Origin of the sequence: Massilia scottii, assembly GCF_030846495.1 — a bacterium.
Lineage (GTDB): Bacteria > Pseudomonadota > Gammaproteobacteria > Burkholderiales > Burkholderiaceae_D > Telluria_A > Telluria_A violaceinigra.
Genome location: NZ_JAVCWM010000020.1, coordinates 74,466 through 97,303, shown reverse-complemented (window position 1 = coordinate 97,303; position 22,838 = coordinate 74,466). Strand labels below are relative to the sequence as shown.

Sequence of the window (22,838 nt, the reverse complement as noted above, 5' to 3'; positions counted from 1 at the left end):
ATCAGAAGCTGTAGCGCATCTGCGCCGTGTAGCGTGGACCGGTGACGAACCAGGCGCGCCCCTTGGTGCCTATTGTCTGGTCCATCTCCTGCCTGAACTTCGCATCGTTGATGTTCTGCGCTTCCAGGCCGAACGACAGTTGCTCGGTGATCTTGTAGAAGATCGAGGCATCGAGCTGGCCGTACGCCGCCGCCCAGGTGGGCAAGCCATAGCTCACATTATGGTCGCCGACCGTCGGGCTGGCCGGATTGGAATCAAGGCCGTCGCCGCCCTTGGTGCCGGTCACGTTCACGCCCTGCAGGCTGCGCGAACGCCAGTTGTACGCCAGGCGTGACGACAGCGGGCCTTTGTCGTACATCAGCGCCAGGTTGTACGAACGGCGCGACTGGTTATACAGCGGCAGATTGCCGAAGGCGCGGCCGTTGGTGTCGCAGCCGTTCATGTTCAGGTTCAGGTTGGACGCGCCATTGCCGGCGCCACCGGTGCAGTATTGCTGGAACACCGACTGGTACATGGTCTTCTGGCCGTCGACGAAGGTGAAGTTGGCCTGCACGCCCAGGCCCGACAGCCATTGCGGCAGATTGTCGAAATACTGCTGGTACGCGACCTCGAAACCGCGCGCCCTGCCCTTGGCGCCGTTGATTGGTGCGGTCACCGTGAAGTCGTTCATGACGCCATTCACGTCAGGCAGCTGGAAGTTGTAGCTCTGGTCGACGATGATATCCTTGAGCTGCTTGTTAAACACCGCAAAGGTGAGCGAGCCGGCCGGTGCAAAATACCATTCGGCCGTCAGGTCGACCTGGCGCGACGTGACCGGCTTGAGGGCCGGATTGCCGGAGCCTTCGCCAGTGAGGGTCACGCTGTTCACGCGCACGACGCCGGCAGCGTCGTCGGAAGTGGTTTTCACATCCTGCGACAAGGTCGTGTAGCCCTGCAATTGCGAAAAATCCGGGCGCGACACGGCCGAGGAAGCCGCAAAACGGAATTGCAGTGTATCGCTGGCCTTCATGCGCAGGTTCAGGCTCGGCAGCACGTTGCTGTACGAGTTGCTGTAATCCTGCGCGCGCACGAATGCCGGAATGTTTGGAATGGCCGGGCCGATCGTCTGGTAGCCATCCGGGATGGTCGGGCGGGTGTAGCTGAACACCGTGTAGCCGCTCGCCTTCATGTCGGTCTTCACGTAGCGCAGGCCGATATTGCCATCGATCGGCATCGGCAGGTCGTCGAAACCGAAGCGCGCCTGCGTGTGGAAGGCCCCGGTCTTTTCGGTCTGCTCGTTCGAGCCCGCCGGATCGGTGCCGTAGGATGCAGCCTTCCATGGCGCGCACTCGGGCGTGACGCCCTTGGCGGCGGCGTTTTCGTTACACAGGATGTCGTGGTATTTGTGCAGTCCAGCGTAGCTGTCGGGGTAACCCGTGGCCAGCGACGTATTCGGCACCACCAGCGATGGCACCGCGACTTTGCCGCCGAAGAAATTGTTAAAATTGTGCACGCGCGTGTTGCCGGAAAAGCGCGGGTCGCCCAGCGACGCCAGTTGGCCGATATTCCAACCCAGTTGCCACGGTTGCGATACCGCGACCCAGTTGTAGTCAGGGTTGGTTTTTTCGGTGACCGCGTCACGCTTGGTCAGGCGCACGCCGAAGCGGATATCGCGCAGCACCTTGTGATCGACATCGTACTGGGCGTCGCCCTTCCACGCGCTTCCCTTGGCCTTGCTGCGGTCGGCGTGCTCCTGGGTGAAGGCCCAGTAATAGTTACTTGGATTGGCCAGGTAGGCCAGGTCGGCGCTGTCGAAAATCAGGTTCGGCCTGCCGCCGCCCAGGTCCAGCTGCTGCTTGGGCATCTGCACGCCGGTGGCGACGGTCGAATCGAGGTTCGCCGTCTTGGCGCGGATGCTTTGCAGGTCCGACTTGAAGGTCCAGCTGCTGCTCGGGCGCCATACCAGGTTCCACGACACGTCCGTGGTATCGGACTTGCGGTTCGCAATACGCGTATCGCCGCCGTAGTTGATGCCTTTATCGGCCGGATCGGTCAGTGTGCCGCTCACGAAAGCGCCCTTGCCATCGTAGGTCGCGCCGGGACTGACCAGGATATTGTAGGGGTTGGAGGCGGCAAATATGGCCTGCTCGTCCCAGTCCATTTTGTAACGCGACTTGAAGTACGTCAGCGACGAGTTCAGATCACGGTTCGGGCGCCATTGCAGTGCGCCGTAAGCGCCTTCTCGCTGGCGTTCGAAATTGAGCGTGCGCCAGGACGCGCCCTTCGGAATCCAGACGGTTTTGCCGGGGACGACATCGTCGCGCGGAAAATACGGTTCGACCTGCAGGGCGTCGGTGCGGGTCGCGCTTTCGGAATAGGCCAGGTCGACCAGCACGCCGATTTCGCCGATGCCGGTCTTCCAGCGGTTCGAGAACAGGCCCGAAGCCGATGGCGAGCTGCGGCCCTTTTTCAGTTCGGAGTAGGTGGTCTGCCCCGACAACGCCACCTTCATGCCTTTGTAATCGAAGGGCATGGCGGTGCGCAGGTTCACCAGGCCGCTGATGGCGCCTTCGATCTGTTCCGCCGACGGGTTCTTGTAGATGTCGACACCGGCCATCAGCTCTGGCGGCACGTCTTCGTAGTTGAGCGAGCGCCCGCCGTTGGCCGAGAACGAATCGCGTCCGTTCAATTCCGAGCGCACGTAGTTCAAGCCGCGGATCGACACGCCCGACCCTTCCACCGAAAAGTGCTCCGGATCGGCCTTGCTCATGGTGCGGTCGATCGTCACCCCTACCACGCGCTGGAGCACTTCGGTGACCGAGCGGTCGGGCAGCTTGCCGATATCGTCGGCCACGATCGAGTCGACGATTTCGTCGGAGTTCTGTTTGACTTTCTGCGCCGAGTTCAGTGCCGCACGCTGGCCGCTGACGATCACCACGGCGGCGTCGCCGGTTGCGCTTTCCTGCGCCATCGCTGCGCTACCCGACATCAGCGCGATCTGTGCGACTGCCACGGCAATCGCTGTTTTCTTATAGTTGTTCAACTTGTCTCCTCTGTTCCAATCGGATTACTGCTGCTTTTTTATGTTTATGCTGGCAGTGCTGCGCAATGTCGTTCATCGATAAAGGCAAGCCCTCCCCCACACGGTTGTCGAAAGGAGCGAAGGCGGACGGAGACAGGGCCGCGAGGGCCTGCGGTTGATCATCATGGATAGCGTCTTGGTTGGATTCTTATAAGCGTCGGCTGGGGCCGCGCTGGTGTATGTATTTATTTTCCGAGCTACGCCAACCCGCCGCAATTACGAAAATGACCAAGACGCGGAATGATATTAAGGAAACAAGGTTCCTTCGGCGCGCGGCTATACGCACCTGCCGCCATCGCGGCGCAAATGCGTCAAAGCCGGCATACCTGCTTACTTTTTCCGGACCGCGAGCGTGCTGCCCAGACGCGTGGAAGCGCCGGGTTTCAGGCTGAGCGCCACCACTTTATCGCCATAGCGAACCTTCCCGCCGCCCTGCCCCGCCACCGAGCGGATGGCCGCGCCGGTCAGCTTGCCGTTGGCCCAGGCGATATCGACCTCGAAGCCGCCACGGGCGCGCAGGCCTTTCACCGCACCGTCGGGCCACGCCGATGGCAGCGCCGGCAGCAGATGCAGCTCGCCCGTGTGCGACTGCAGCAGCATTTCGCAGATGGCCGCGGTGGCGCCCAGGTTGCCGTCGATCTGGAACGGCGGATGGGCGTCGAACATGTTGGCGTAGGTGCCGCCCGCATTGTTGGTTTCGGTGCCGGGGCCGGCCTGCCGGGCGGCGCGCGCACCCGGCTTGGCAAGCTGGCCGCGCAGCATTTTGTAAGCGTGGTCGCCATCGAGCAGGCGCGCCCAGAAGGCAGTCTTCCATGCCATCGACCAGCCGGTGCCGGCGTCGCCGCGCCCTTCGAGCGACTTGCGCGCGGCGGCGGCCAGCGCCGGGGTTCTGGCCGGCGAAATCTGCCGGCCCGGGAACAGGCCAAACAGGTGCGACACATGACGGTGCGTGTCGCCGGGGGTGTCGAGCACCGGGTCCTTTTTCTCTTCCATCCATTCGAGCAGCTGGCCCCAGCTGCCGATGCGCGGGCCCGCCAGCTGGTCGCGCATCGCCGCGATCTGGTCGCGGAAGGCCTTGTCGGTGCCGAGGACGTCCGCCGCTTCCACGGTATTGTTGAACAGGTCCCAGATGATCTGCTGGTCGTAGCTCACGCCATCTTCAATCGGCCCGTGCTCGGGCGACCAGCCGTTCGGCGCCACCAGCCGGCCATCGGGCAGGTGCTTCAGATGGTCCTGCCAGAATGCGCATACTTCCTTCATCATCGGGTAGGCCACCGTGCGCAGGAACTCACGGTCCTGGGTGAAGGCGTAGTGTTCCCAGAAGTGCTGCGCATACCAGGCGTTGCCGGTCTTGTTCCAGATGTAGGTGGTCGCGCCGAAAGGATTCGATTCCGTGCGCAGCGTCCAGCCACGTACCGGCTTGTTCTGCGCGGTCAGGAAGCTTTCCTCGCCCGCCTTGGGCGGCTGTGCCAGCGCGCCGGTGGCGGTGTCGAGAATCAGCTGCCGGTACACGGGCGCCACGCCGGTAACGAAGTCGAAGAACGGCATCGCCGATTCAGCCAGGTTGGCCGGTTCGGCCGGCCAGTAATTCATCTGGATATTGATGTTGGTGTGGTAGTCCGAATTCCACGGCGGCGTGAGGCTGTTGTTCCACAGCCCCTGCAGGTTGGCCGGCAGCGAATCGCGCGAGCCCGAAATGAGCAGGTAGCGGCCGAACTGGAAGAACTGCGCTTCCAGGCCCGGGTCCTTGCCTTCGGCGGTGTAGGCCTCGATGCGCTGGTCGGTGGGCAGTGCGCGCCGGGTGGCCGGTGCCTGGCCGAAGTCGACGCTCACACGGTCGTACAGGCGCTTGAAATCGTGCTGGTGCGCGGCGAGCAGCTGCGCCCACGGGCGTGCCGCCGCGGCGCTGACCTGGCCCGACACGCGCGGCAAAGGGTGCGCGCCCTGGAACCTTTTGCTCGCATCATTGACGTAGCTGGTGCCCGCGCCAAGCACCAGTACCAGCGCATCGCAGTCGGTGAAGACGATCCGGTTGCCTTCCACCGACAAGCCGCCGCCCTCGTTGATCACCTGCACCTGGCTGGCGTAGTCCATCACGTTCGTCGTTGGTGCGGATGGCGGCGTGGCAGGGAGCACGAAGCCGGCCAGCGACCCTGTGGCGTAAATGCGGTTGCCGGCCACGCTGATGCGCGCGTCGTGCATGTCGGTCAGCTCGATCGAGCCGCTGTACTTGCCCGGCTGGTCGGCGCTCAGGCGCGCCACGATCGCCTGCGCCGGATGGCTGGCGAACATCTCGCGCTTGAACGCCACCCCGGCGTGCCTGTACGTGACGCTGTGCAGGCTGTTGTCCAGATCGAGCTTGCGCGCGTACTGGCTGACGCCGGCGGCGTGCCCCGGCAGGTTGATGAACACGTCGCCGAACGGCTGGTAGGCGCCCAGCGTCTTGTCGTCGCCGCTCCACAAGGTGATGTCGTTGAACTGGATGCGCTCGCGCGCCACCTGCCCGAAAATCATCGCGCCGATGCGCCCATTGCCGATCGGGAGCGCCTCGCGTTCCCAGCCCTCCGGCGTGTCCAGCGCCGGCCGGTCGTAGCGCAAGGTGCGGTCGCTGGCACTGGCGCCATGCATGACGGCCGCGAACAGCAGCGCGCAGCACAGTGACATTTTCATCGACTACTCCCCCATCAGGCGCTGCAAGGCCGGGGCCATCGCCTTTGCCCACGCTTCGTAGCTTTGCTCGTTCAGGTGCAGCAGATCGGGCATGACCTCGCGCGACAAGGTACCGTCGGCATTGAGGAAGGTCTGGTTGATGTTCAGGAAAAAAATCCGCTTGCCATCGTCGAAGCCCGTCAGGATTTTATTGACCTCATCGTTGATGCGGCGCAGCTGGCTGTCCGGTTTGGCATCGCGCGGGAAGATCGCCAGCAGCAGGATTCTGGCGTTCGGCAGGCGCTCTTGCACCTCCTCGATATTGCGCCGTATCCCGGCCGCCGTGGTAACCGGATTTTCGCGCCGGTCGCCGGTGTTATTGGTACCGGCCATCAGCACCACGACGTTCGGGTCGAGGCCATCGAGCGCGCCGTGCTGCAGGCGCCACAAGACGTTCTCGGTATGGTCGCCGCCAAAGCCCAGTCCCAATGCATTGTATTTGGCGTAGTAGCGCTGCCAGACCGGCGCGCCGGTTTTCTCCCAGCCCTCGGTGATCGAGTCGCCGATGAAGACAATGCCGGTCTTTTCGCCGGCGGCATTGCGGCGCTCGACTTCCGCCTTTTTTGCCTCGTGGCGCGGTAGCCAGTTGTTGATCGACCAGGATTGATTGAGCATCTCGGGCGTCACCGACTGCGTCCTGTAATCCGGGCACACCGTATTCGGCGTACCGGTCTTGAGGAAGCGGATATGCGCGATTCCCACCCTGCCGCTACCGCTGCCTTCCAGCCCGAACGGCACGGTCACGGCGCGGAAATCGTCGCCGTCGCGCGCAAAGCAGCGCATCGACAACACCAACGGTTGCCAACCCTTGCCCGCCATGGCGCGCGCGGGTACTAGAAACGGCACCTGGCGTTCGCACTCCTTGCCGCAACTGACCTTGAAGGACACCCCGCCCTGCGCCATCTCCTCGACATTCAGCTCGAATGCCACCACGCCCTCGGGAACGTACGCACGCAGGTCGAGCGGCGCATGGCTTTCCACGCGCAGGTTGGCATACCAGGCATCCTTGAAGTGCAGCGTCATCGCGTTGTCGCCGACATCGACCCCGACCCGGCTTTCCGCGACCTTGGGTACGGCCGGTTTAGGTACGAGGACGGAAGCGCCATCGACCCGCTGCGTCGCTTCAAAATCGGCGACGAACACCTGCGATCCGGCGCGCGGGCCGGCCGCGTAAATCGTCAGTTCGTCGCTCTGCTTAGCGGGCGTGGCGCAGGCGCCGACGGCCAGCAGCGCCGGCAACACGAGCGACAGGCACAGGGGCTTGGCTATACGTTTCATCATGGCTTCCCTGTGGTTGATCAGCGGCGCGCGGAGCGCGTGACCACGTCGACCCACACCGCCAGGGTGAGAATGGCGCCCTTGACGATCATCTGCCAGTAGCTGTCGACGTCCAGCATCGACATGCCGTTATCCAGGCTGGCCATGACCAGCGCGCCGATCAGGGCGCCGTACACCGTGCCCGAGCCGCCGCGCATCGAGGTGCCGCCGATGAAGCAGGCCGCGATCACATCGAGTTCGCCCGAGGTACCGGCAGACGGCGAACCTGCCGCCAGGCGCGCGGTGTTGATCAGCCCCGCCAGTGCGCACATCAATCCCATCAGGCCGAAAATCCACAGTTTGACGGCACGCACGTTCACGCCGGACAGGCGGGTCGCTTCCATATTGCTGCCGACGGCGTAGATGCGGCGGCCGAACACGGTTTGCGTGGCCACGTAGCTGAACCCGGCGAGCAAGACCAGGAGCAGCAGCACCGGCAGCGGAATGCCTTCGTAGCTGTGCAGCGTGCGCACCACCGAATACAGCACCGCGCCAATCGCCAGCAGGCGCACGCCATCGCGCAGGGCGGTCGGCACCGGCAAGCCGTGGTGCGCCAGGCTGGCGCGCTGGCGCCAGGTCAGCACCGCGGCAAGCACGAACAGCAGCACGCCCAGGCCGATGCTCAGGTCGGGCGACAGGTAGCCCTGCCCCAGGTACACCATCTCGGGCGATACCGGCGCCACCGTCGTACCGTCGGTCACCCCGAGCACGATGCCGCGATAGGCCAGCATCCCGCCCAGTCCCACAATGAAGGACGGTATGCCCGCATACGCCACCAGGTAGCCGTTGAAGATGCCCAGCACCAGCCCGCACGCCAGCACCAGCAGCACGATCAGCGGCAGCGGCAGGTGATGGCTCACGTCGAGCACCGCCGCCACCCCGCCCAATAGCCCGAGCAGGGAGCCGACCGACAGGTCGATCTCGCCGGCGATGATGACGAACACCATGCCGCAGGCCAGGATGCCGGTAATGGCCATCTGGCGCATCAGGTTCGACAGGTTGCGCGCCGAGGTGAAGCCGCCATCGGTTTTCCAGCTGAAGAACATCCAGATGAGGGCAATCGCGGCCAGCAGGGCCAGGATTTTGTACTGCGTGAAGATTTGCTTGAATTTGATCGGGTTCATGTGTTCTATCGCGAAGGTAGAGTCGTTCAGTGCGCGGCTGGAGCGTGGTCGAGGGCGGCGGCGAGCAGGATTTCCTGCGTCAGGTTCTGGTTGACGAAGTCGCCGCGCAGCTGGCCCTCGCCCATCACCAGCACGCGGTCGGAAATGCCCAGCACCTCGGCCAGTTCGGACGACACCATGATGATCGACATGCCGGCGCTGGCCAGCTCGAACATCAGCTTGTAGATTTCATACTTGGCGCCCACGTCGACGCCACGGGTCGGCTCGTCGAGGATCAGCACCTGCGGCTTTGTCAGCAGCATTTTCGACAGCACCGCCTTTTGCTGGTTACCGCCCGACAGGCTGGTAATGGGCAGGAACGGGCTGGCGGTTTTCAGGCCCAGGCGCTTGATCTGCTCCTGCACGGTTTTCAGTTCGGCTTCGCGGTCGATGCGGGTCAGGCGCGAAAACGAATCGAGCACGGAGAGGGTGATGTTCTGGCCGACGTCGAGGTCGCGCACGATGCCGTGCTGCTTGCGGTCTTCCGGCACCAGCGCGAAGCCGGCGCGGATGGCCTTGAGCGGCGTGCCGGTATCGACCACGGCGCCATGCAGGCGCACCTCGGCCTCGCTACGGCCCGGATAGGCGCCGAACAGCGCCGATACCAGCTCGGTGCGCCCTGCCCCCACCAGGCCGGCGATGCCGAGGATTTCGCCCTTGCGCAGAGTGAACGAAACGTTGTCGACGCGTTTGCGTTCCGGCTTGTCGATGTCGTAGCAGGTGACGTTGCGCGCCTCGAAGATCACCTCGCCCAGCGCGCGCTCCTGCTTGGGATAGAGCTGGTTCATCTCGCGCCCGACCATCTGCGCGATGATGCGGTTCACATCCAGTTCGGCCATCGGCGTGGTGGCGATGTGCTTGCCGTCGCGGATGACGGCGATGGTGTCGCAGATGGCGGCCACTTCATCGAGCTTGTGGGAGATGTAGACGCAGGCGACGCCCTTGGCCTTGAGCTTGCGGATGATCTCGAGCAGGATCCTGATTTCGGCGGCAGTGAGCGACGCAGACGGCTCGTCGAGGATCAGCAGCTTGGCATCCTTGTTGAGGGCCTTGGCGATTTCGATCAGTTGCTGGTGGCCGCCGCCGTAGTTCATCACCGGCAGCACCACGTTCACATCGCTTAGATTCAGGTCCGCCAGCAGTTGCTCGGCGCGCCGGTTCATGGCGGGGTAATTCATGCGCCCGCCAAAGCCGGTGATTTCGTTACCGAGGAACAGGTTCTCGGTCACCGACAGTTCCGGCACCAGCATCAGTTCCTGATGGATGATGATGATGCCGGCCGCCTCGGTTTCGCGGATGGAAGCGGCGCGCAAGGGTTTGCCCTCGAACAGGATGTCGCCGTCCCAGGTGCCGTACGGATACACGGCCGAGAGCACCTTCATCAAGGTCGACTTGCCGGCGCCATTTTCGCCGCACAGGCCGATGCATTCGCCGGGGCGGATCTGCAGGTCGATGCCGTCGAGCGCACGGACGCCGTCGAACTGTTTGACGATGCCCTTCATTTCAAGCAAATAGTCGGACATACTGGTTCTCGTGTTTCAAAAACGTTTTCACAACACAGGCCGTGATGACCGCTAAATGACGCTCCGTCATCCCGCGCCAAGGCGGCACTCGGCAGGGACGACGGATATCAGGCATCAGCTCACAAGATGCTTTACTTGCCCGCGATCTGGGCCTGGGTGTAAAAGCCGTCGGTCACGAGCAGATTAATGTTTTCCTTGGTCAGCGCCGTCGGCTTGAGCAGGATCGTGCTCACCTTCTTGAAACCGTTGTCATACGCGCCGTTATAAGCAGGCTTCTCATTGCGCACCAGTTGCACCGCCAGCTTGGCCGCCTCGCCCGCCAGCAGCTTGAGCGGCTTGTACACCGTCATCGCCTGCGACCCGGCAATCACGCGGCGCACCGCGGCGATATCGGAATCCTGCCCCGACACCGGCACCTTGCCATCGAGCTTTTGCGAGGCCAGCGCCTGGATTGCGCCGCCCGCCGTGGCGTCGTTCGATGCCACGATCCCGTCGATCTTGTTGTTATTGGCGGTCAGCGCATTCTCGACAATGGACAGCGCTTCCGACGGGCTCCAGTCCTTGACCCACTGCTTGCCGACGATCTTGATATCGCCCTTATCCACCAGCGGCTGCAGCACGGCCATCTGGCCTTCGCGCAGCATCTTGGCGTTGTTGTCGGTCGGCGCGCCGCCCAGCAGGTAGTAATTGCCTTTCGGACGGACCTTCACCACACCGGCAGCCTGCATCTCGCCCACGGCCTTGTTGTCGAAGGAAATATAAGCATCCACGTCGGCATTGAGCACCAGCCGGTCGTAGGAAATGACCTTGATATTGGCCTTCTTGGCTTCCTTGATCGCGTTATTGAGCACGGTGGCGTTGTAAGGCACGATCACCAGCGCATCGACCCCGCGCGAAATCAGGTTTTCGATCTGCGCGATCTGCTTTTGCTCGCTGGCGTCGGCCGACTGCACGAACACCTTGGCGCCCAGCTTGTCGGCGGCAGCGACGAAATAATCGCGGTCGCGCGCCCAGCGCTCAAGGCGCAGGTCGTCGATCGAAAAGCCGATCTTCGGGTTTTTGGCATCGGCGCTGGCCTGGCCGCAGGTCAATATCATCATGGCCGATACGACCGCTACGCTCAGAATTTTTTTCATCTTGTTTGTCTCCATTATTGTTATACGACTTGGATGCTACCCGGCACGGCGCCGTGTTTTTGGCAACAGAACAACGGATTCCCCGCTATTCATTGCCATATTTACATTTATTTCATCACGGATATAATCAATGGTTGTGCCTCGGCAAGTCATGGCCAACGCCGCGGTACGGCAGCGCCATTTCCATGCAGCCACCCTGCTCCAGCTGGCCCACTGTGGCGCGGTACAGCTCCTGCCACGGCGTCTGGCTCGGCGGCGTGGGCGGGATCGGCTCCTTCCTGCGTTCGGCCAGGATGGCGTCGTCGACCAGCATGTCGCAGCGGCCCGTGTTCAGGTCGACGCGGATGATGTCGCCGCTGCGCACGTAGGCAAGCCCGCCGCCGGCCGCGCTTTCGGGCGAGGCGTTCAAGATCGAGGGGCTGTCCGAGGTGCCCGACTGGCGCCCGTCGCCCAAGGTCGGCAGGTTGAGGATGCCGCGCCGGATCAGCGCGTCCGGCGGCTGCATGTTGACCACTTCGGCCGAGCCCGGCCAGCCGATGGGACCGGCGCCGCGAATGACCAGCATGCAGCTTTCGTCGATATCGAGCGCCGGATCGTTGATGCGCGCGTGATAGTCGCCCGAGCCGTCGAACACCACGGCGCGGCACTCGAACACGTTTTCATGGCCGGGCCGGCACAGGTAGCGTGCGCGGAAGTCGGCCGAGATCACGCTCGTCTTCATGATGGCGAAGTCGAACAGGTTGCCCTTGAGGACAAAGAAGCCCGCCTTGGTTTTCAGCGGCGCGTCGTACGGGTAAATTACCTCGCGGTCGACGCTGGCCCGGTCCTGCAGGTTGAGCGCCATGGTGGTGCCGGTGACGGTCAGGCGCTCGGCGCGCAGCTTGCCGGCCTGCTGCAGCTCCCACATGATGGCCGGCACGCCGCCGGCGCGGTGAAACCGTTCGCCGAGGAACTTGCCGGCCGGCTGCATGTTGAGCAGCAGCGGCACGTCGTGGCCGAATTCCATCCACGCGCTCGATTCGATCTCGACGCCGGCGTGGCGCGCCATGGCCATGATGTGCGGCTGGGCATTGGTCGAACCGCCGATGGCGGCGTTGACCACGATGGCGTCCAGGAACGCGTCCTTCGTGAGGATGTGCGAAGGACGGACATCTTGGCGCGCCAGCTCGACGATGCGGCGGCCCGTTTCATAGGCCATCTGCCCGCGTTCGCGGTACGGCGCAGGAATGGCCGAGCAGCCGGTGAGCGACATGCCGAGCGCTTCGGCCAGCGCGTTCATGGTCGAGGCGGTACCCATGGTGTTGCAATGCCCGGCGGACGGCGCCGAGGCGGCTGCAATCTGCAGGAATTTTTCGTTGTCGATGTCGCCGGCGGCGAGGCGGCGGCGGCCGTGCCAGATGGCGGTGCCGGAACCGGCCAGTTCGCCCTCGAACCAGCCATCGAGCATGGGCCCGCCGGAGAGCACGATGGCGGGAATGTCGACCGTCGAGGCGGCCATGATCTGCGCCGGCGTGGTCTTGTCGCAGCCGGTGGTGAGCACCACCGCGTCGATCGGGTAGCCGTGCAGGATTTCGACCAGGCCCAGGTAGGCCAGGTTGCGGTCGATGGACGCGGTCGGGCGGCGGCAGTTTTCAAAAATCGGGTGCAGCGGGAACTCCATGGCAATGCCGCCGGCGTCGCGGATGCCGTCGCGCACGCGCTTGGCCAGTTCCAGGTGGATGCGGTTGCACGGGCTGATGTCGCTGCCGCTCTGGACGATGCCGATGATGGGCCGGCCGGCGCGCAGTTCGTCGGCGGTGATGCCGTAGTTCATGAAGCGCTCCAGATAGAGCGCGGTCATGTCGATGTGGTCGGGATTGTCGAACCAGTCCTGCGAGCGGTAGCGGCGTGGCGGAGTCGGGTGGGTGCTCAAACGATATCCTGTAGCAAAATGGTGTGCTGGGCCAGGCCCGGCGTGTCGGTGCGGAAGGCAAACAGACCGCCGGCCAGCGGTTCGCGCGCGCGTTCGTCCTCGCTCAAGCCCTTCCAGGCGGTGGTGACGAAGGCGGTGCGCAGGTCGGCGCCGCCGAAGGCTATTTTTGTGATGTTGGAGACGGGAAAGGCGATCGTGCCGGTCAGTTCGCCGGCCGGGTTGTAGCGGTCGATGCGGGCGCCGCGGAACATGGCGACCCAGATGCTGCCTTCGGCGTCCACGGCCATGCCGTCCGGGTGACCGGGGGCCGGCGTGGCGATGAGCAGGCGCTTGCGCGTGGCCGTGCCGTCGGGCAGGACGTCGAAAGCATGGATTTTCTTGCCCAGGGTGTCGGTGTGGTACAGGGTTTTGCCGTCCGGGCTCATCGCCGGGCCGTTGGTGATGATGTAGCCGCTGTCGACGGTGGTGAGACGGCCGCCGGGGTGCAGGCTGTAGAGGGAGCCGGTGGGGTCGGTTTCGCCGGCGTCCATCGAGCCGAACCAGAGCGAGCCGTCGGCGGCTACAAAACCGTCGTTGAAGCGGTTGCCGGGGAGGTCGGCTTCGATGTGGCGCAGCGGGGAGAACTGGCCGGTTTGTTCGTTGAAATGGTAAAGGCCGTCGTCGAGGCCGACGATGAAGGCTGCTGCGTCGTTCCCGGCCGCAGGCACGATAAACCCCGGCCTCCCCGGCGCACTCCACGACTGCCGCTGCGTTCCATCCGGCGCACAGCGATGCACCTGGCGCCCGCGGATATCCACAAAATAGACGGAATCACTGGCAGCATGCCAGATCGGGCCCTCGCCCAGCTCGGCACCTGCCGGCCACAGACAAACAGGCTGTTCCATGCTCATGCTCCGTACCATCCAGCGTCGACGAAATAGTCGCGTCCGGTGCAGCGCCCCGCGTTACCGGAGGACAAAAACAGCGCGAGCGCCGCCACATCCTGCACTTCCACCCGCTCGCGCAGGCATTGCCCGGCGAGGATCCTGACCTCTTCATCCGGCGTGTGCCACAGCTGCTCCTGGCGCGGCGTGCGCACCGCCCCGGGAATGATGCAGTTGACGCGAATCCCATCGACGCCCAGGTCGCGCGCCAGTCCCCGCGTCAAGCCTTCGATGGCGGCCTTGGCCGTCATGTACAGGCTCAGGTTCGGCAAGGCCAGGTGCCACGAAATCGACCCCATGTTCAGGATCACGCCCGCGCCCTTGACGCGCATGCCCTCGGCCGCGGCCTGGGCGCAAAAGAACTGGTGGCGCAGGTTGACCGCCATGCGCTGGTCCCAATAGGCCGGCGTAACGTCCTTGACGCCGTGGCGGTCATCGTTGGCGGCGTTGTTGATCAGGATATCGACCGCCCCGCCGCCCTGCCCGATGCGGGCAAACACGGCAGCGAGCGCGTCCAGGTCGGTCAGGTCGCAAGGCAGGAACACCGGCGGGTGGACGGCATCGGCCAGCGAGCGCGCCAGTTCCTGCGACACTTGCTCGGCAATGTCGACGAAAAACACGCGCGCGCCCTGGCGTGCAAAGGCGCTCACCATTTCCGCGCCGATGCCGCTGCCGCCGCCGGTGACCAGCACGGTTTTACCGGCCAGATCGGGGTAGATCGCGTACGTTAGCTTGCTCTGTTCGCTCATTGGGTCATTCTCGGCAGGCCGCGGCGGGCCAGGTTCTCGAACAGCGCGCGCACGCCGAAGGTCCACGGCGCCACCTGGTCGCTGCGCTGGACTTCATTGACGAGCGTGCCGAGCGAAGGCGTGGAAATACTGACGCGGTCGCCCAGGTGATGGGTAAAGCCGGCGCCGGCGGCGTCACGGTCCTTGATCGGCGAGAACATGGTTCCCAGAAACAGCATGAAGCCATCCGGATATTGATGGTGCTTGCCGCACACCTGGCCCACCAGGTCGAGCGGGTCGCGGCTGATTTCGCGCATGCGGCTCGCGCCTGCCAGGTGGAAATCGTCATCAGCGCCTTCGATCAGCATGCTGACCTCGGCATTGCGGATGGTATCGATCGTAAAGTGCTCGTCGAACAGGCGGATGAACGGGCCAATCGCGCACGAGGCGTTATTGTCCTTGGCTTTACCGAGCAGCAAGGCGCTGCGGCCTTCGATATCGCGCAGGTTGACGTCGTTGCCCAGGCTGGCGCCGCGCACTTCGCCGCGGCTGTTGACCGCCAGGACGATTTCCGGCTCGGGGTTGTTCCACTTGGAGTCGGGATGCAGGCCGACGTCGGCGCCAAAACCCACGGCCGACATCGGCTGCGACTTGGTAAATACTTCGGCGTCGGGGCCGATGCCCACTTCCATGTAGGGCGACCACAGGCCGCGCGCGGTCAGGTCCTGCTTGAGCTTGTCCGCCGCGGGCGAGCCGGGCTTGATGGCCGAGAGGTCGTCGCCGATGCACTCCTGCATGGCCGCGCGCAGTTCGCCGGCGCGGGCCGGGTCGCCCTTGGCCTGTTCCTCGATCACGCGTTCGAGCAGGCTGACGGCGAAGGTGACGCCGCACGCCTTGATCGCCTGCAGGTCGTTGGGCGCCAGCAGGCGGGTGCTGTCGGTATCGGCCTTGGCCTTGGCCTTGGCGTTGGCCAGCAGCTCGGCGAGCGTGCCGAGCGCGTCGCCGGGGGCATTGCGGGCGATTTCCGGGGCATCGGCGCGTTCGAGCAGCTCGGCCATGGTAGCGGCGTGCGCGCTGATGTCGATGATCTGGCCCTGGCGCAGCACCACGACCGAAGGACCGGCGCCCGCGCGCCAGACGCGGCCGACCAGCAAGGCCCGCTCTACATCGACCGGCAACATCGATTTTACTGAATCTGTCATGTCTCTCTTCCCGATTGGTATCCATGCCGGCCGGGGGTGTCCCTTGCCCGGCATCACGGGATAGATGGTGCCCTTTGTGTTGTGTGTTTTCAATTATGAAATCCACCAAGGGCGATCATGATTATCAGCAGGGCCGGTGAGCGCCGGTGTTGCTTATTGATCGGAATGACCGTGCGGCGTTTGACAGTCGTTTCCTGTGAGCATAATCTTCCAGAGCAACTGTGCCCGCGCGAGGGGCGATGCTCGACTCTTCCCTCGCGTTGCCGGCGACGACACCAGCAGTCAATCCACTCCAGAGGCCCGCCTTGAAAGACTATTTCCGCTCCAGCCAATCGCGCTTCATCGCACTGTTTTCCGCCATTTTTGTTGGCTTGCTGATCATTACGGTGGCGGCCATCGCGCTGTTCATCACGCCGGAGCTGAAACGCGCCGAAGGTCAACTGATCGGCCATGATGTCAACAACATTGCCATCAAGATCACCCAGCAACTCAAGCAGGTCGAGGCGCAACAGCGCGCCATCACCCAGACCGTGGCGCTGATGGACAGCGCCGCGATCGACACCCTGCTCCCGGGCCTGGTCGACCAGTACGGCGATGCGAACGTGTTCGGCGGCGGCATCTGGCCCGTACCGAAAAAGCGCGATCCGGAAAAAGAGAAATTCAGCACCTTCTACGCCCGCGACGCGGCCGGCAAGCTGCAGGTCAACACCCACTGGAATACGCCCGAGTCGCTCAAGTATTTCGAGCAAGCCTGGTGGCAAGGCGGCGCCAAGGCGCCCAAAGGCCACTGCGCCTGGGCCAAGGCTTACAAGGACGATGCCAGCGCGCAGCCGCGCACCAACTGCGCCATGGCCATTTACAAGGACAATGAACTGTTCGGCGTCTCCACTGTCGACGTCACGCTGGGCTTCTTCAACCGTCTGGTGGCGGACATGGAGGCGGCCGTGCACGGCCAGATCCTGATTCTTGAACACGACGGCAAGATCGTCAGCAACAGCAGCTATATCAAGAGCGAGATCGTGCTCAAGAACATCAGCGACCTGGCCCCCAGCTCGCCGCTGGCGGCCCAGCTGGTCAAGGTGCTGCCGCAGCTGGGCGACAAAGCCGCGCTGGAATCGGAGTACAGCAGCGACGGCACCGGCCACACCCTGTTTATCGCCACCATTGCGGGCAGTCCGTGGGTACTGGCCACCAGCCTGCCGAATCATCTGCTCAGTCAACAGAGCGACCGCATCCTGCACACGCTCGGCATGGTGCAGATTCCGGTCGCCATCGCCATGCTGGTATTGATCGTCCTGGGCATCCGCATGGTCATGCGCCGCCTCGACGTTTTGAAGGGCAATATCGACGACCTGTCGGCCGGCGACGCCGACCTGACGCGCCGCCTGCCGCCCGGCGGCGGGATGGAATTCGACGCCGTCTCGAGCAGCTTCAACGCCTTCATCGCGCGCTTGCAGAGCATGCTCCAGCAAATCGGCATGAGCACCCAGTCGATCGCGCTGGCTTCGCGCGAGATCGCGGCCGGCAACCAGGACCTGTCCTCGCGCACCGAGGCGCAGGCCAGCTCGCTCGAAGAGACGGCGGCCTCGATGGAGGAGCTCACCAGCACCGTCAAGAACAACGAGGACAACGCCAGCCAGGCCAACCGGTTGGCGCTGGAGGCGTCCACCGTGGCCGCGCAGGGCGGCAACATCGTTTCCAGCGTGGTGACCACCATGGGCTCGATCGAGCAATCGTCGCGCAAGATTGTCGACATCATCAGCGTCATCGACGGCATCGCCTTCCAGACCAATATCCTGGCGCTGAACGCGGCCGTGGAGGCGGCCCGCGCCGGCGAGCAGGGGCGCGGCTTTGCCGTGGTGGCCTCCGAAGTACGTAATCTGGCGCAGCGCTCGGCCGCGGCGGCCAAGGAAATCAACGCGCTGATCGGCGAATCGGTGGCCGGCGTCGACAAGGGCGCCGCGCTGGTGGCCGAAGCCGGCACCACGATGCAGCGGATCGTCGCCAGCACCGACAAGGTGGCCGGCATCATCGGCGCCATCATGGGCGCCAGCGCCGAGCAGAATCTGGGCATCGGCCAGGTCAACCGGGCAATCACCGAACTGGACGACACCACCCAGCAGAACGCCGCCCTGGTCGAACAGGCGGCAGCAGCGGCGCAGTCCCTGCAGCAGCAGGCAGCCAACCTGGAGCAGATCGTCGGCGGCTTCAAGCTGTATGAGGGGGGCAAACTGGCGGCGTTGCCGCCGAGCCCCCCTGCCCGGCGCCTGACGCGCGCCCCAGCCAGGCAGCCCTGAAGCACTCGGCCATACGCTCATCAAGCCCGCTTGCGCCGGCTCATCATGCCGAGCACGGCCAATCCGAGCCCGAACAGCGCCATGCTGCCGGGCTCGGGCACGGCCATGGCGCTGGCGTCCACGCGCAAGCCCTGATCGAGCCCCAGGCCGGCGGCATCATGCCACTGGCCACCTTGCTCAAGCGCGTAGCCGCCCAGTGGAGTGGCGGCCGAGCCCGGCATGCTGGCCTGGCTCTCGCTGCCATAGGTCGAAGTGAACACGACCCAGTAACTGCCCTGCTCCACCGCCCAGTTCAGGCCCGCCGCTCCGTGCCATGCCGCCTCGCCAATGCCGGTGGCGAAGCTTGCCGAGCGCAGCGCGCTGCCCGGAATGAAGCCGCCCTCGCCATCAGCGCGATTGCTGAACAGGCTGATGCCGACCTCGCCGGCATCGGTGCTGAAGTAGCCTTCGATGCTGTTGATCGTCAGGTCGGACAGCAGGGAAAACCGGCCGGCGTAGCTGTGGCCGCTGTTAAAAGCCCAGCCCGCGCCGACGGCGTTCGACGGCGTGCCCGTGTCGGCCACCAGGGCCGCTTGCGCCACCCCGGGCGCCACGCCCAGCGCGAGAAGAAAAACGAAAATCATACGCAATCGCTCAAAAAACATGGTGATCTCCAGATCGTGGATGGGTGGTTATTGATTACTTGAGCTTGCCGGCGCCGGACTGGGCAGGTACCGCGAGCAGGGTCGAGCTCGCCGTCTGCAAGGCGTACAGATACGGTGGCGTCCACAGATTGGCCGCGTCCGGGCGCGCCATGCCGCACTGGCCGTCGACCGCATTGGTGCCGGCGCGGTCGCTGGTAAAGATGTGGCCGGACGAGCGGAAGCCGATGAAGCCCTTGCCCTTGATGGCCTTGCCGCAGAACTCGGACAGCTTGAGGCCGGTAATGTTGTAGTAGCTATTTTCGACCAGCATGTTCGAGCGGTAGCGCGCATCGGTGCCGCTTTCGAACTTGACGTCGGTCTCCTTGGTCATCACATTGCCGGTGATGAGATTGTTGAACATGTGTACCTGGCCGTAGCGGTTGAGCGGCAGGCGCGCCGCCACCGAACTCCACCAGTTGCCCGAAAACGTCACGTGCAGGCGCCCCTCGTCGCTCCAGGCGCGGCCGCCGTCGCCATTGCCGACCAGCGTAGTCTTGTGGTGATTGGCGAAATAGCTGTTGGCGATGGTGACGTAGTCGCTGCCGCGCACCACGTCGAGCGCGCCGTCGTGGCGCGTTTTGTACGTGCCAGTGGCGAGCGACTCGGGCGTGTCGCCATCGCTCACGCTCAGGTGATCGAGGAAAATGTTCTGTCCGCGCGAGACGGTGATGCCGTCGGCGTAGGCATTGCCCCCGTCCTCGGGATTGACATCCCACGGCGTGTCGATCACCAGGTTGCGCACAATGATGTTGCGGGTCCAGGTCGGATACTCCTCGCCATCCTTGCCGTCCTTGATCCACTTCTTGAAATCGGCTTCCGGATCGCCGCCCGGCGCCAGCGCCAGTTCGCCGCCGATCAGCAGCGCGGTGCCCGTCATGCGCGCCGGCCGGCCCTGGGCGTCGTTGATGCCCACCAGGGTCGTGTTCGACGGCAGGTTGATCGAGCCGCCGTATTTCTGGTCGGCGTAGCTGGTGTATTCCTTGAACACCGTGTTGTTCTGGCTCCAGCGCAAGTCGATGTGGCCGACCACGCGGATGATCTTCGGTTCGTTGCCGGCTTCCTTGATGGCGGCCACCAGTTGCTGGCCGTTGAACACGGTGTAGACGCGGTCGGAGCGGGCCGCGCTGCCGCCCGTGACCACCACCTTGCCCTTGCGCGACCAGGTATGCCAGCCGGTCGCCGGCGCGCTCTGGCGCTCGAAGGTGGGCACGCCGCCGGTCGGGTCGACCTGGGCGAACTGCCACGCCGGCAGCCTGGGCGCGGCCATGTAGCTGGCGGGGTCGTGCTTGCCGTTCACCAGCACCGGCGCCGAGTAGTTGCGCATGCCGTACAGGGCCGTTTGCAGGGGGGTGCTGGCGCCAACAAAAGTGCTGGCGTCGAGAGGGGCCGCCTGCGCGGTGGATGCCAGCATGACGCTGACGGCGAGTAAGGTGGTTTTCATGGTTGTCTCCAATGAAGAAAATAAAAAATGGCGCGCGTTCTTTTGTTGAACGCTTCGTTGCGCCTCGCATGACAATCCCTGCCCGCGCGCTGGCGCCTTGCCTGCGGCAATGCCCTATCGGCGTGAACAACGTCGCGGCAAGCCGCAGCGCTTCACGGTCGATCGGGTCCAGCTGGGTGGGTAGGGAACAGCTTTCAGCATCCAACAGCGATGACTGAGACAGGTACCTCGCGTACCTGTCGCCGTTGCGAGGAAGGCGGGGAGCCGGGTTCGCGCTGGTCAGGATCGGCGCCGGCAGCCCCAAGCGGGGTCGTCACGGCAGCGACGGCTTCATACTACGCTGGATAAGATGATTAAACAATCAGCAAGTTGTATGATGTGTAGTTTTCGGGCTGCGGATCGCTGTCTGGCCCGGTGAAAAACAATGACTCCGACCATTTGACAATGCCGCAACGACGGCAAGCACGCGCCATGCCTCATCTCTCGATTCGATTCGTCTGCTACTTCACGCTCGGCTGGCTGTTCGCCATGCCGTTGAGCGGCTTTTTCGGCGCGATGTTGCCGCTTATATTGATTTTTTGGTGTGTGGGCGGGTGCCTGCATTTTGCTGCGGACATCATCGATATCGCATCGGCGATCAGACGCGCCGCGCGCCGCTCGGCATCCGAAAAATGGAACGGCCGCTATTACGCGTACTACGGCGCGCAGATCCGCTTGTGCCTGGTGGACGGCATGGTCTGGATCGTGGAGGAAGATGTCCGGGCGATCGTTTCACCCGCCGTCAGCGAGCGCGAACAACGCCTGCTGGGCGCCGATTACGCAGCCATTCCCGGCACCGGACTGCATGGCTATAGCGAGCAGGGTTTATTACGGGTGATTAAAGTGAGGCTGATGCGACGCGGTGGAGAAGCAGACATGAAGAAATTCATCGTATGGCTTCAGAACGAAGCGCTGCCGAATGTAAAACGCGTTCCGACTTCATCCGCGATATGAGTCGGCGACTTCCGATCGAGACCGACGCTGCGATGAGCAGTCTGTCGGCCATCAAAACGCTCGAATGCCTGTCAAAAAGTGTGCATGCCGGAGTTGACATGCCCAACGTTACCGACCAGTTCTATCGTACCGGTCCTTGGATCCGATCGGCTTACCGCGATACACACGTTACTGATGCTGTGGATATAGCCAATGGCACCTGCAGGCATGTTACGGACCCGGGTCGATCGATGCGGCCCCGTCATGCCATGCGCGGTGCGCCATATGATGTCTTGATGCTCAGAAACAATACCAGTGAGAGCATTCGGAAAGCTGACACGCGCGATCAGAACCCGGGAAGATTCTCCTTGCAGTGCTGGCTTCACTTTTGATCCAGCCGCTGGCTTTCGCGGCACTTGGTTTAGGATGCTCAATGAACTGAAGTTTGCCTGGATCGCCCGTGTGCGTAATCGTGAGAAGATGCTTCTGCGGGGAAGCGAGCAGTGGGTTGACTGTCAGCAGTTGTATCCCCGTGCACGCAAGCACGCGCAGGATCTCGGCATCGTTGACCATGTCAAAAGTGCCGCCGTCGAATGTCGTATGGGCTTCGTTAGCCGGCGCTGGAGATGTGTATAACCAAATGACGATAGGCAGACAAGGGCTGTTCCAGGTGCACGACAATATGTGGCCCGTCCATTTTTCCTTAGTCCACTAATCCATCGTTCTTGGCAATCGAGTAGAGAACGAGGGACAGGTCCTCTACGTCAAGTTCGCCGTTGGCAACCCAGACCATGATTTCTTCCAGAAATGGTTCGCGGGCAAGTTCGACGCCCTGCAGGGACAAGTATGTCAGCGCAGTGACTAACGCGGTCCGTTTGTTAGCATCGTTGAAAACGTGACCGCGCGCGATGGCTACCGCGTACATGGCAGCAATTTCAAAAATGTCATCGAGGCCATCATAATGAATACGATTTTCCACCCGCGCTAATGCGCCCTCAACAGGTCCTTCGCCGTGTCCACCAACTAAACCTGGCTCGGCGCTCAAAATAAGGTCGTGGATTTCGATGACCATTGCTGCGTCGATCACCGCTTGGCTAATGCCTTAATCACGTCGCTATGCGTCTTGATGACGCGCTTTGCTGCGCTAACAACGACACGCTTGCCTGCTGGACCGGACAGACTCATGGATGCAGGGGCCAGCTTCCCGGGCCGCTTTGAGAGCTGAACCACTTTACTGATTTCCGATTTGTCCATAATTCTTTCCCTTTAGCTACGCAGCGTACGACACCGCTGCCATGTGAATCAGTGCGGCACATAACGTGTACCATTTCAAGCCGTTATTCCATGCTTGTTTTTTGTTTCGAAAAGCGCCTTTTCAGCGACATCGCGGACAAACTTGTCCATGCCACGATACCCAGTGGACGATACTGGGAGTCGGTAACTTTTCAACGCACGTGGCGCGATGCCTGTATGCGCTGCGACCTCATCCCACGTCACATCAAGTGCGTTTTTGAGGGCCAGCAGCAATTCTTGTTGCGATAGTTCTTTCATAGCACCGTAAACGTACACAATGTGTACCATCATAAAACATTCATGAACGCTTGTCTGAGTTTCTTTTTATCTACCTCTAGGTATGGGTCAATGTGATCAAGCTCAGCATGTCCAAGCCACCTCGATCTGTGCAATTTCTGACACGCGCACGCCAGTATGAATGCCCAAGAGTAGGAAAAGAACATCACTCGTGGGAGCGCAGCTAGTGGCTTCTGTGACG

Annotated in this window: 18 protein-coding genes; 2 read left to right on the top strand and 16 right to left on the bottom strand. The window is 63.2% G+C overall.

Annotated elements, in window-relative coordinates; all coding sequences use genetic code 11:
- Window position 1: 1 nt before the first annotated feature.
- The 10 genes from RBA41_RS24030 to RBA41_RS23985 form a co-directional block, all read right to left on the bottom strand.
- Entirely contained in the window at window positions 2-3,022 is a 3,021-nt protein-coding gene (locus tag RBA41_RS24030; protein WP_306626760.1) for a TonB-dependent receptor, read from the bottom strand.
- 369 nt (window positions 3,023-3,391) lie between these two features.
- Window positions 3,392-5,731, bottom strand: a complete 2,340-nt coding sequence (locus RBA41_RS24025; RefSeq protein ID WP_306626759.1) for a glycoside hydrolase family 95 protein — start codon at window positions 5,729-5,731, stop codon at window positions 3,392-3,394.
- Window positions 5,732-5,734: 3 nt separating this feature from the next.
- Entirely contained in the window at window positions 5,735-7,051 is a 1,317-nt protein-coding gene (locus RBA41_RS24020; protein ID WP_306626758.1) for a GDSL-type esterase/lipase family protein, read from the bottom strand.
- 17 nt (window positions 7,052-7,068) lie between these two features.
- On the bottom strand, window positions 7,069-8,211 hold the full coding sequence (locus RBA41_RS24015; protein ID WP_306626757.1) for a sugar ABC transporter permease: 1,143 nt from the start codon (window positions 8,209-8,211) through the stop codon (window positions 7,069-7,071).
- 26 nt (window positions 8,212-8,237) lie between these two features.
- Window positions 8,238-9,773, bottom strand: a complete 1,536-nt coding sequence (gene xylG, locus RBA41_RS24010) for a D-xylose ABC transporter ATP-binding protein (protein WP_306626756.1) — start codon at window positions 9,771-9,773, stop codon at window positions 8,238-8,240.
- A gap of 131 nt (window positions 9,774-9,904) precedes the next feature.
- Window positions 9,905-10,909 carry a D-xylose ABC transporter substrate-binding protein gene (gene xylF, locus RBA41_RS24005; protein ID WP_306626755.1) on the bottom strand — a complete coding sequence of 335 codons (1,005 nt, stop codon included), beginning with the start codon at window positions 10,907-10,909 and terminating at the stop codon, window positions 9,905-9,907.
- Between the two features lie 127 nt (window positions 10,910-11,036).
- On the bottom strand, window positions 11,037-12,821 hold the full coding sequence (locus tag RBA41_RS24000) for an IlvD/Edd family dehydratase (RefSeq protein ID WP_306626754.1): 1,785 nt from the start codon (window positions 12,819-12,821) through the stop codon (window positions 11,037-11,039).
- Complete coding sequence (locus tag RBA41_RS23995; protein ID WP_374709595.1) at window positions 12,818-13,711, bottom strand: SMP-30/gluconolactonase/LRE family protein; 894 nt, start codon at window positions 13,709-13,711, stop codon at window positions 12,818-12,820. Before RBA41_RS23995 ends, RBA41_RS24000 begins: the two co-directional genes overlap by 4 nt.
- Window positions 13,708-14,493 carry a D-xylose 1-dehydrogenase gene (gene xylB, locus RBA41_RS23990; protein WP_306626752.1) on the bottom strand — a complete coding sequence of 262 codons (786 nt, stop codon included), beginning with the start codon at window positions 14,491-14,493 and terminating at the stop codon, window positions 13,708-13,710. Before xylB ends, RBA41_RS23995 begins: the two co-directional genes overlap by 4 nt.
- Window positions 14,490-15,674 (bottom strand): fumarylacetoacetate hydrolase family protein, encoded by a 1,185-nt coding sequence (locus tag RBA41_RS23985; RefSeq protein WP_306626751.1) that lies wholly within the window; start codon window positions 15,672-15,674, stop codon window positions 14,490-14,492. Before RBA41_RS23985 ends, xylB begins: the two co-directional genes overlap by 4 nt.
- Before the next feature lie 305 nt (window positions 15,675-15,979).
- Here RBA41_RS23985 and RBA41_RS23980 point away from each other — a divergent pair, with 305 nt between their 5' ends.
- Entirely contained in the window at window positions 15,980-17,971 is a 1,992-nt protein-coding gene (locus RBA41_RS23980) for a methyl-accepting chemotaxis protein (RefSeq protein ID WP_306626750.1), read from the top strand.
- A 20-nt stretch (window positions 17,972-17,991) separates the two neighbouring features.
- Here the strand turns inward: RBA41_RS23980 and RBA41_RS23975 are convergent, their stop codons facing one another.
- Window positions 17,992-18,594, bottom strand: coding sequence for a PEP-CTERM sorting domain-containing protein (locus RBA41_RS23975; protein ID WP_306626749.1), 603 nt, complete (start codon window positions 18,592-18,594; stop codon window positions 17,992-17,994).
- 55 nt (window positions 18,595-18,649) lie between these two features.
- Window positions 18,650-20,095 carry a pectate lyase family protein gene (locus RBA41_RS23970; RefSeq protein ID WP_306626748.1) on the bottom strand — a complete coding sequence of 482 codons (1,446 nt, stop codon included), beginning with the start codon at window positions 20,093-20,095 and terminating at the stop codon, window positions 18,650-18,652.
- Between the two features lie 471 nt (window positions 20,096-20,566).
- Here RBA41_RS23970 and RBA41_RS23965 point away from each other — a divergent pair, with 471 nt between their 5' ends.
- On the top strand, window positions 20,567-21,088 hold the full coding sequence (locus tag RBA41_RS23965; protein WP_306626747.1) for a hypothetical protein: 522 nt from the start codon (window positions 20,567-20,569) through the stop codon (window positions 21,086-21,088).
- 279 nt (window positions 21,089-21,367) lie between these two features.
- Here the strand turns inward: RBA41_RS23965 and RBA41_RS23960 are convergent, their stop codons facing one another.
- The 4 genes from RBA41_RS23960 to RBA41_RS23945 form a co-directional block, all read right to left on the bottom strand.
- Window positions 21,368-21,640 (bottom strand): hypothetical protein, encoded by a 273-nt coding sequence (locus RBA41_RS23960; protein WP_306626746.1) that lies wholly within the window; start codon window positions 21,638-21,640, stop codon window positions 21,368-21,370.
- Between the two features lie 130 nt (window positions 21,641-21,770).
- Window positions 21,771-22,139 carry a type II toxin-antitoxin system death-on-curing family toxin gene (locus RBA41_RS23955; RefSeq protein ID WP_306626745.1) on the bottom strand — a complete coding sequence of 123 codons (369 nt, stop codon included), beginning with the start codon at window positions 22,137-22,139 and terminating at the stop codon, window positions 21,771-21,773.
- Between the two features lie 11 nt (window positions 22,140-22,150).
- Complete coding sequence (locus RBA41_RS23950) at window positions 22,151-22,321, bottom strand: hypothetical protein (RefSeq protein ID WP_306626744.1); 171 nt, start codon at window positions 22,319-22,321, stop codon at window positions 22,151-22,153.
- Between the two features lie 75 nt (window positions 22,322-22,396).
- Window positions 22,397-22,651, bottom strand: coding sequence for a hypothetical protein (locus RBA41_RS23945; RefSeq protein ID WP_306626743.1), 255 nt, complete (start codon window positions 22,649-22,651; stop codon window positions 22,397-22,399).
- Window positions 22,652-22,838: the final 187 nt, after the last annotated feature.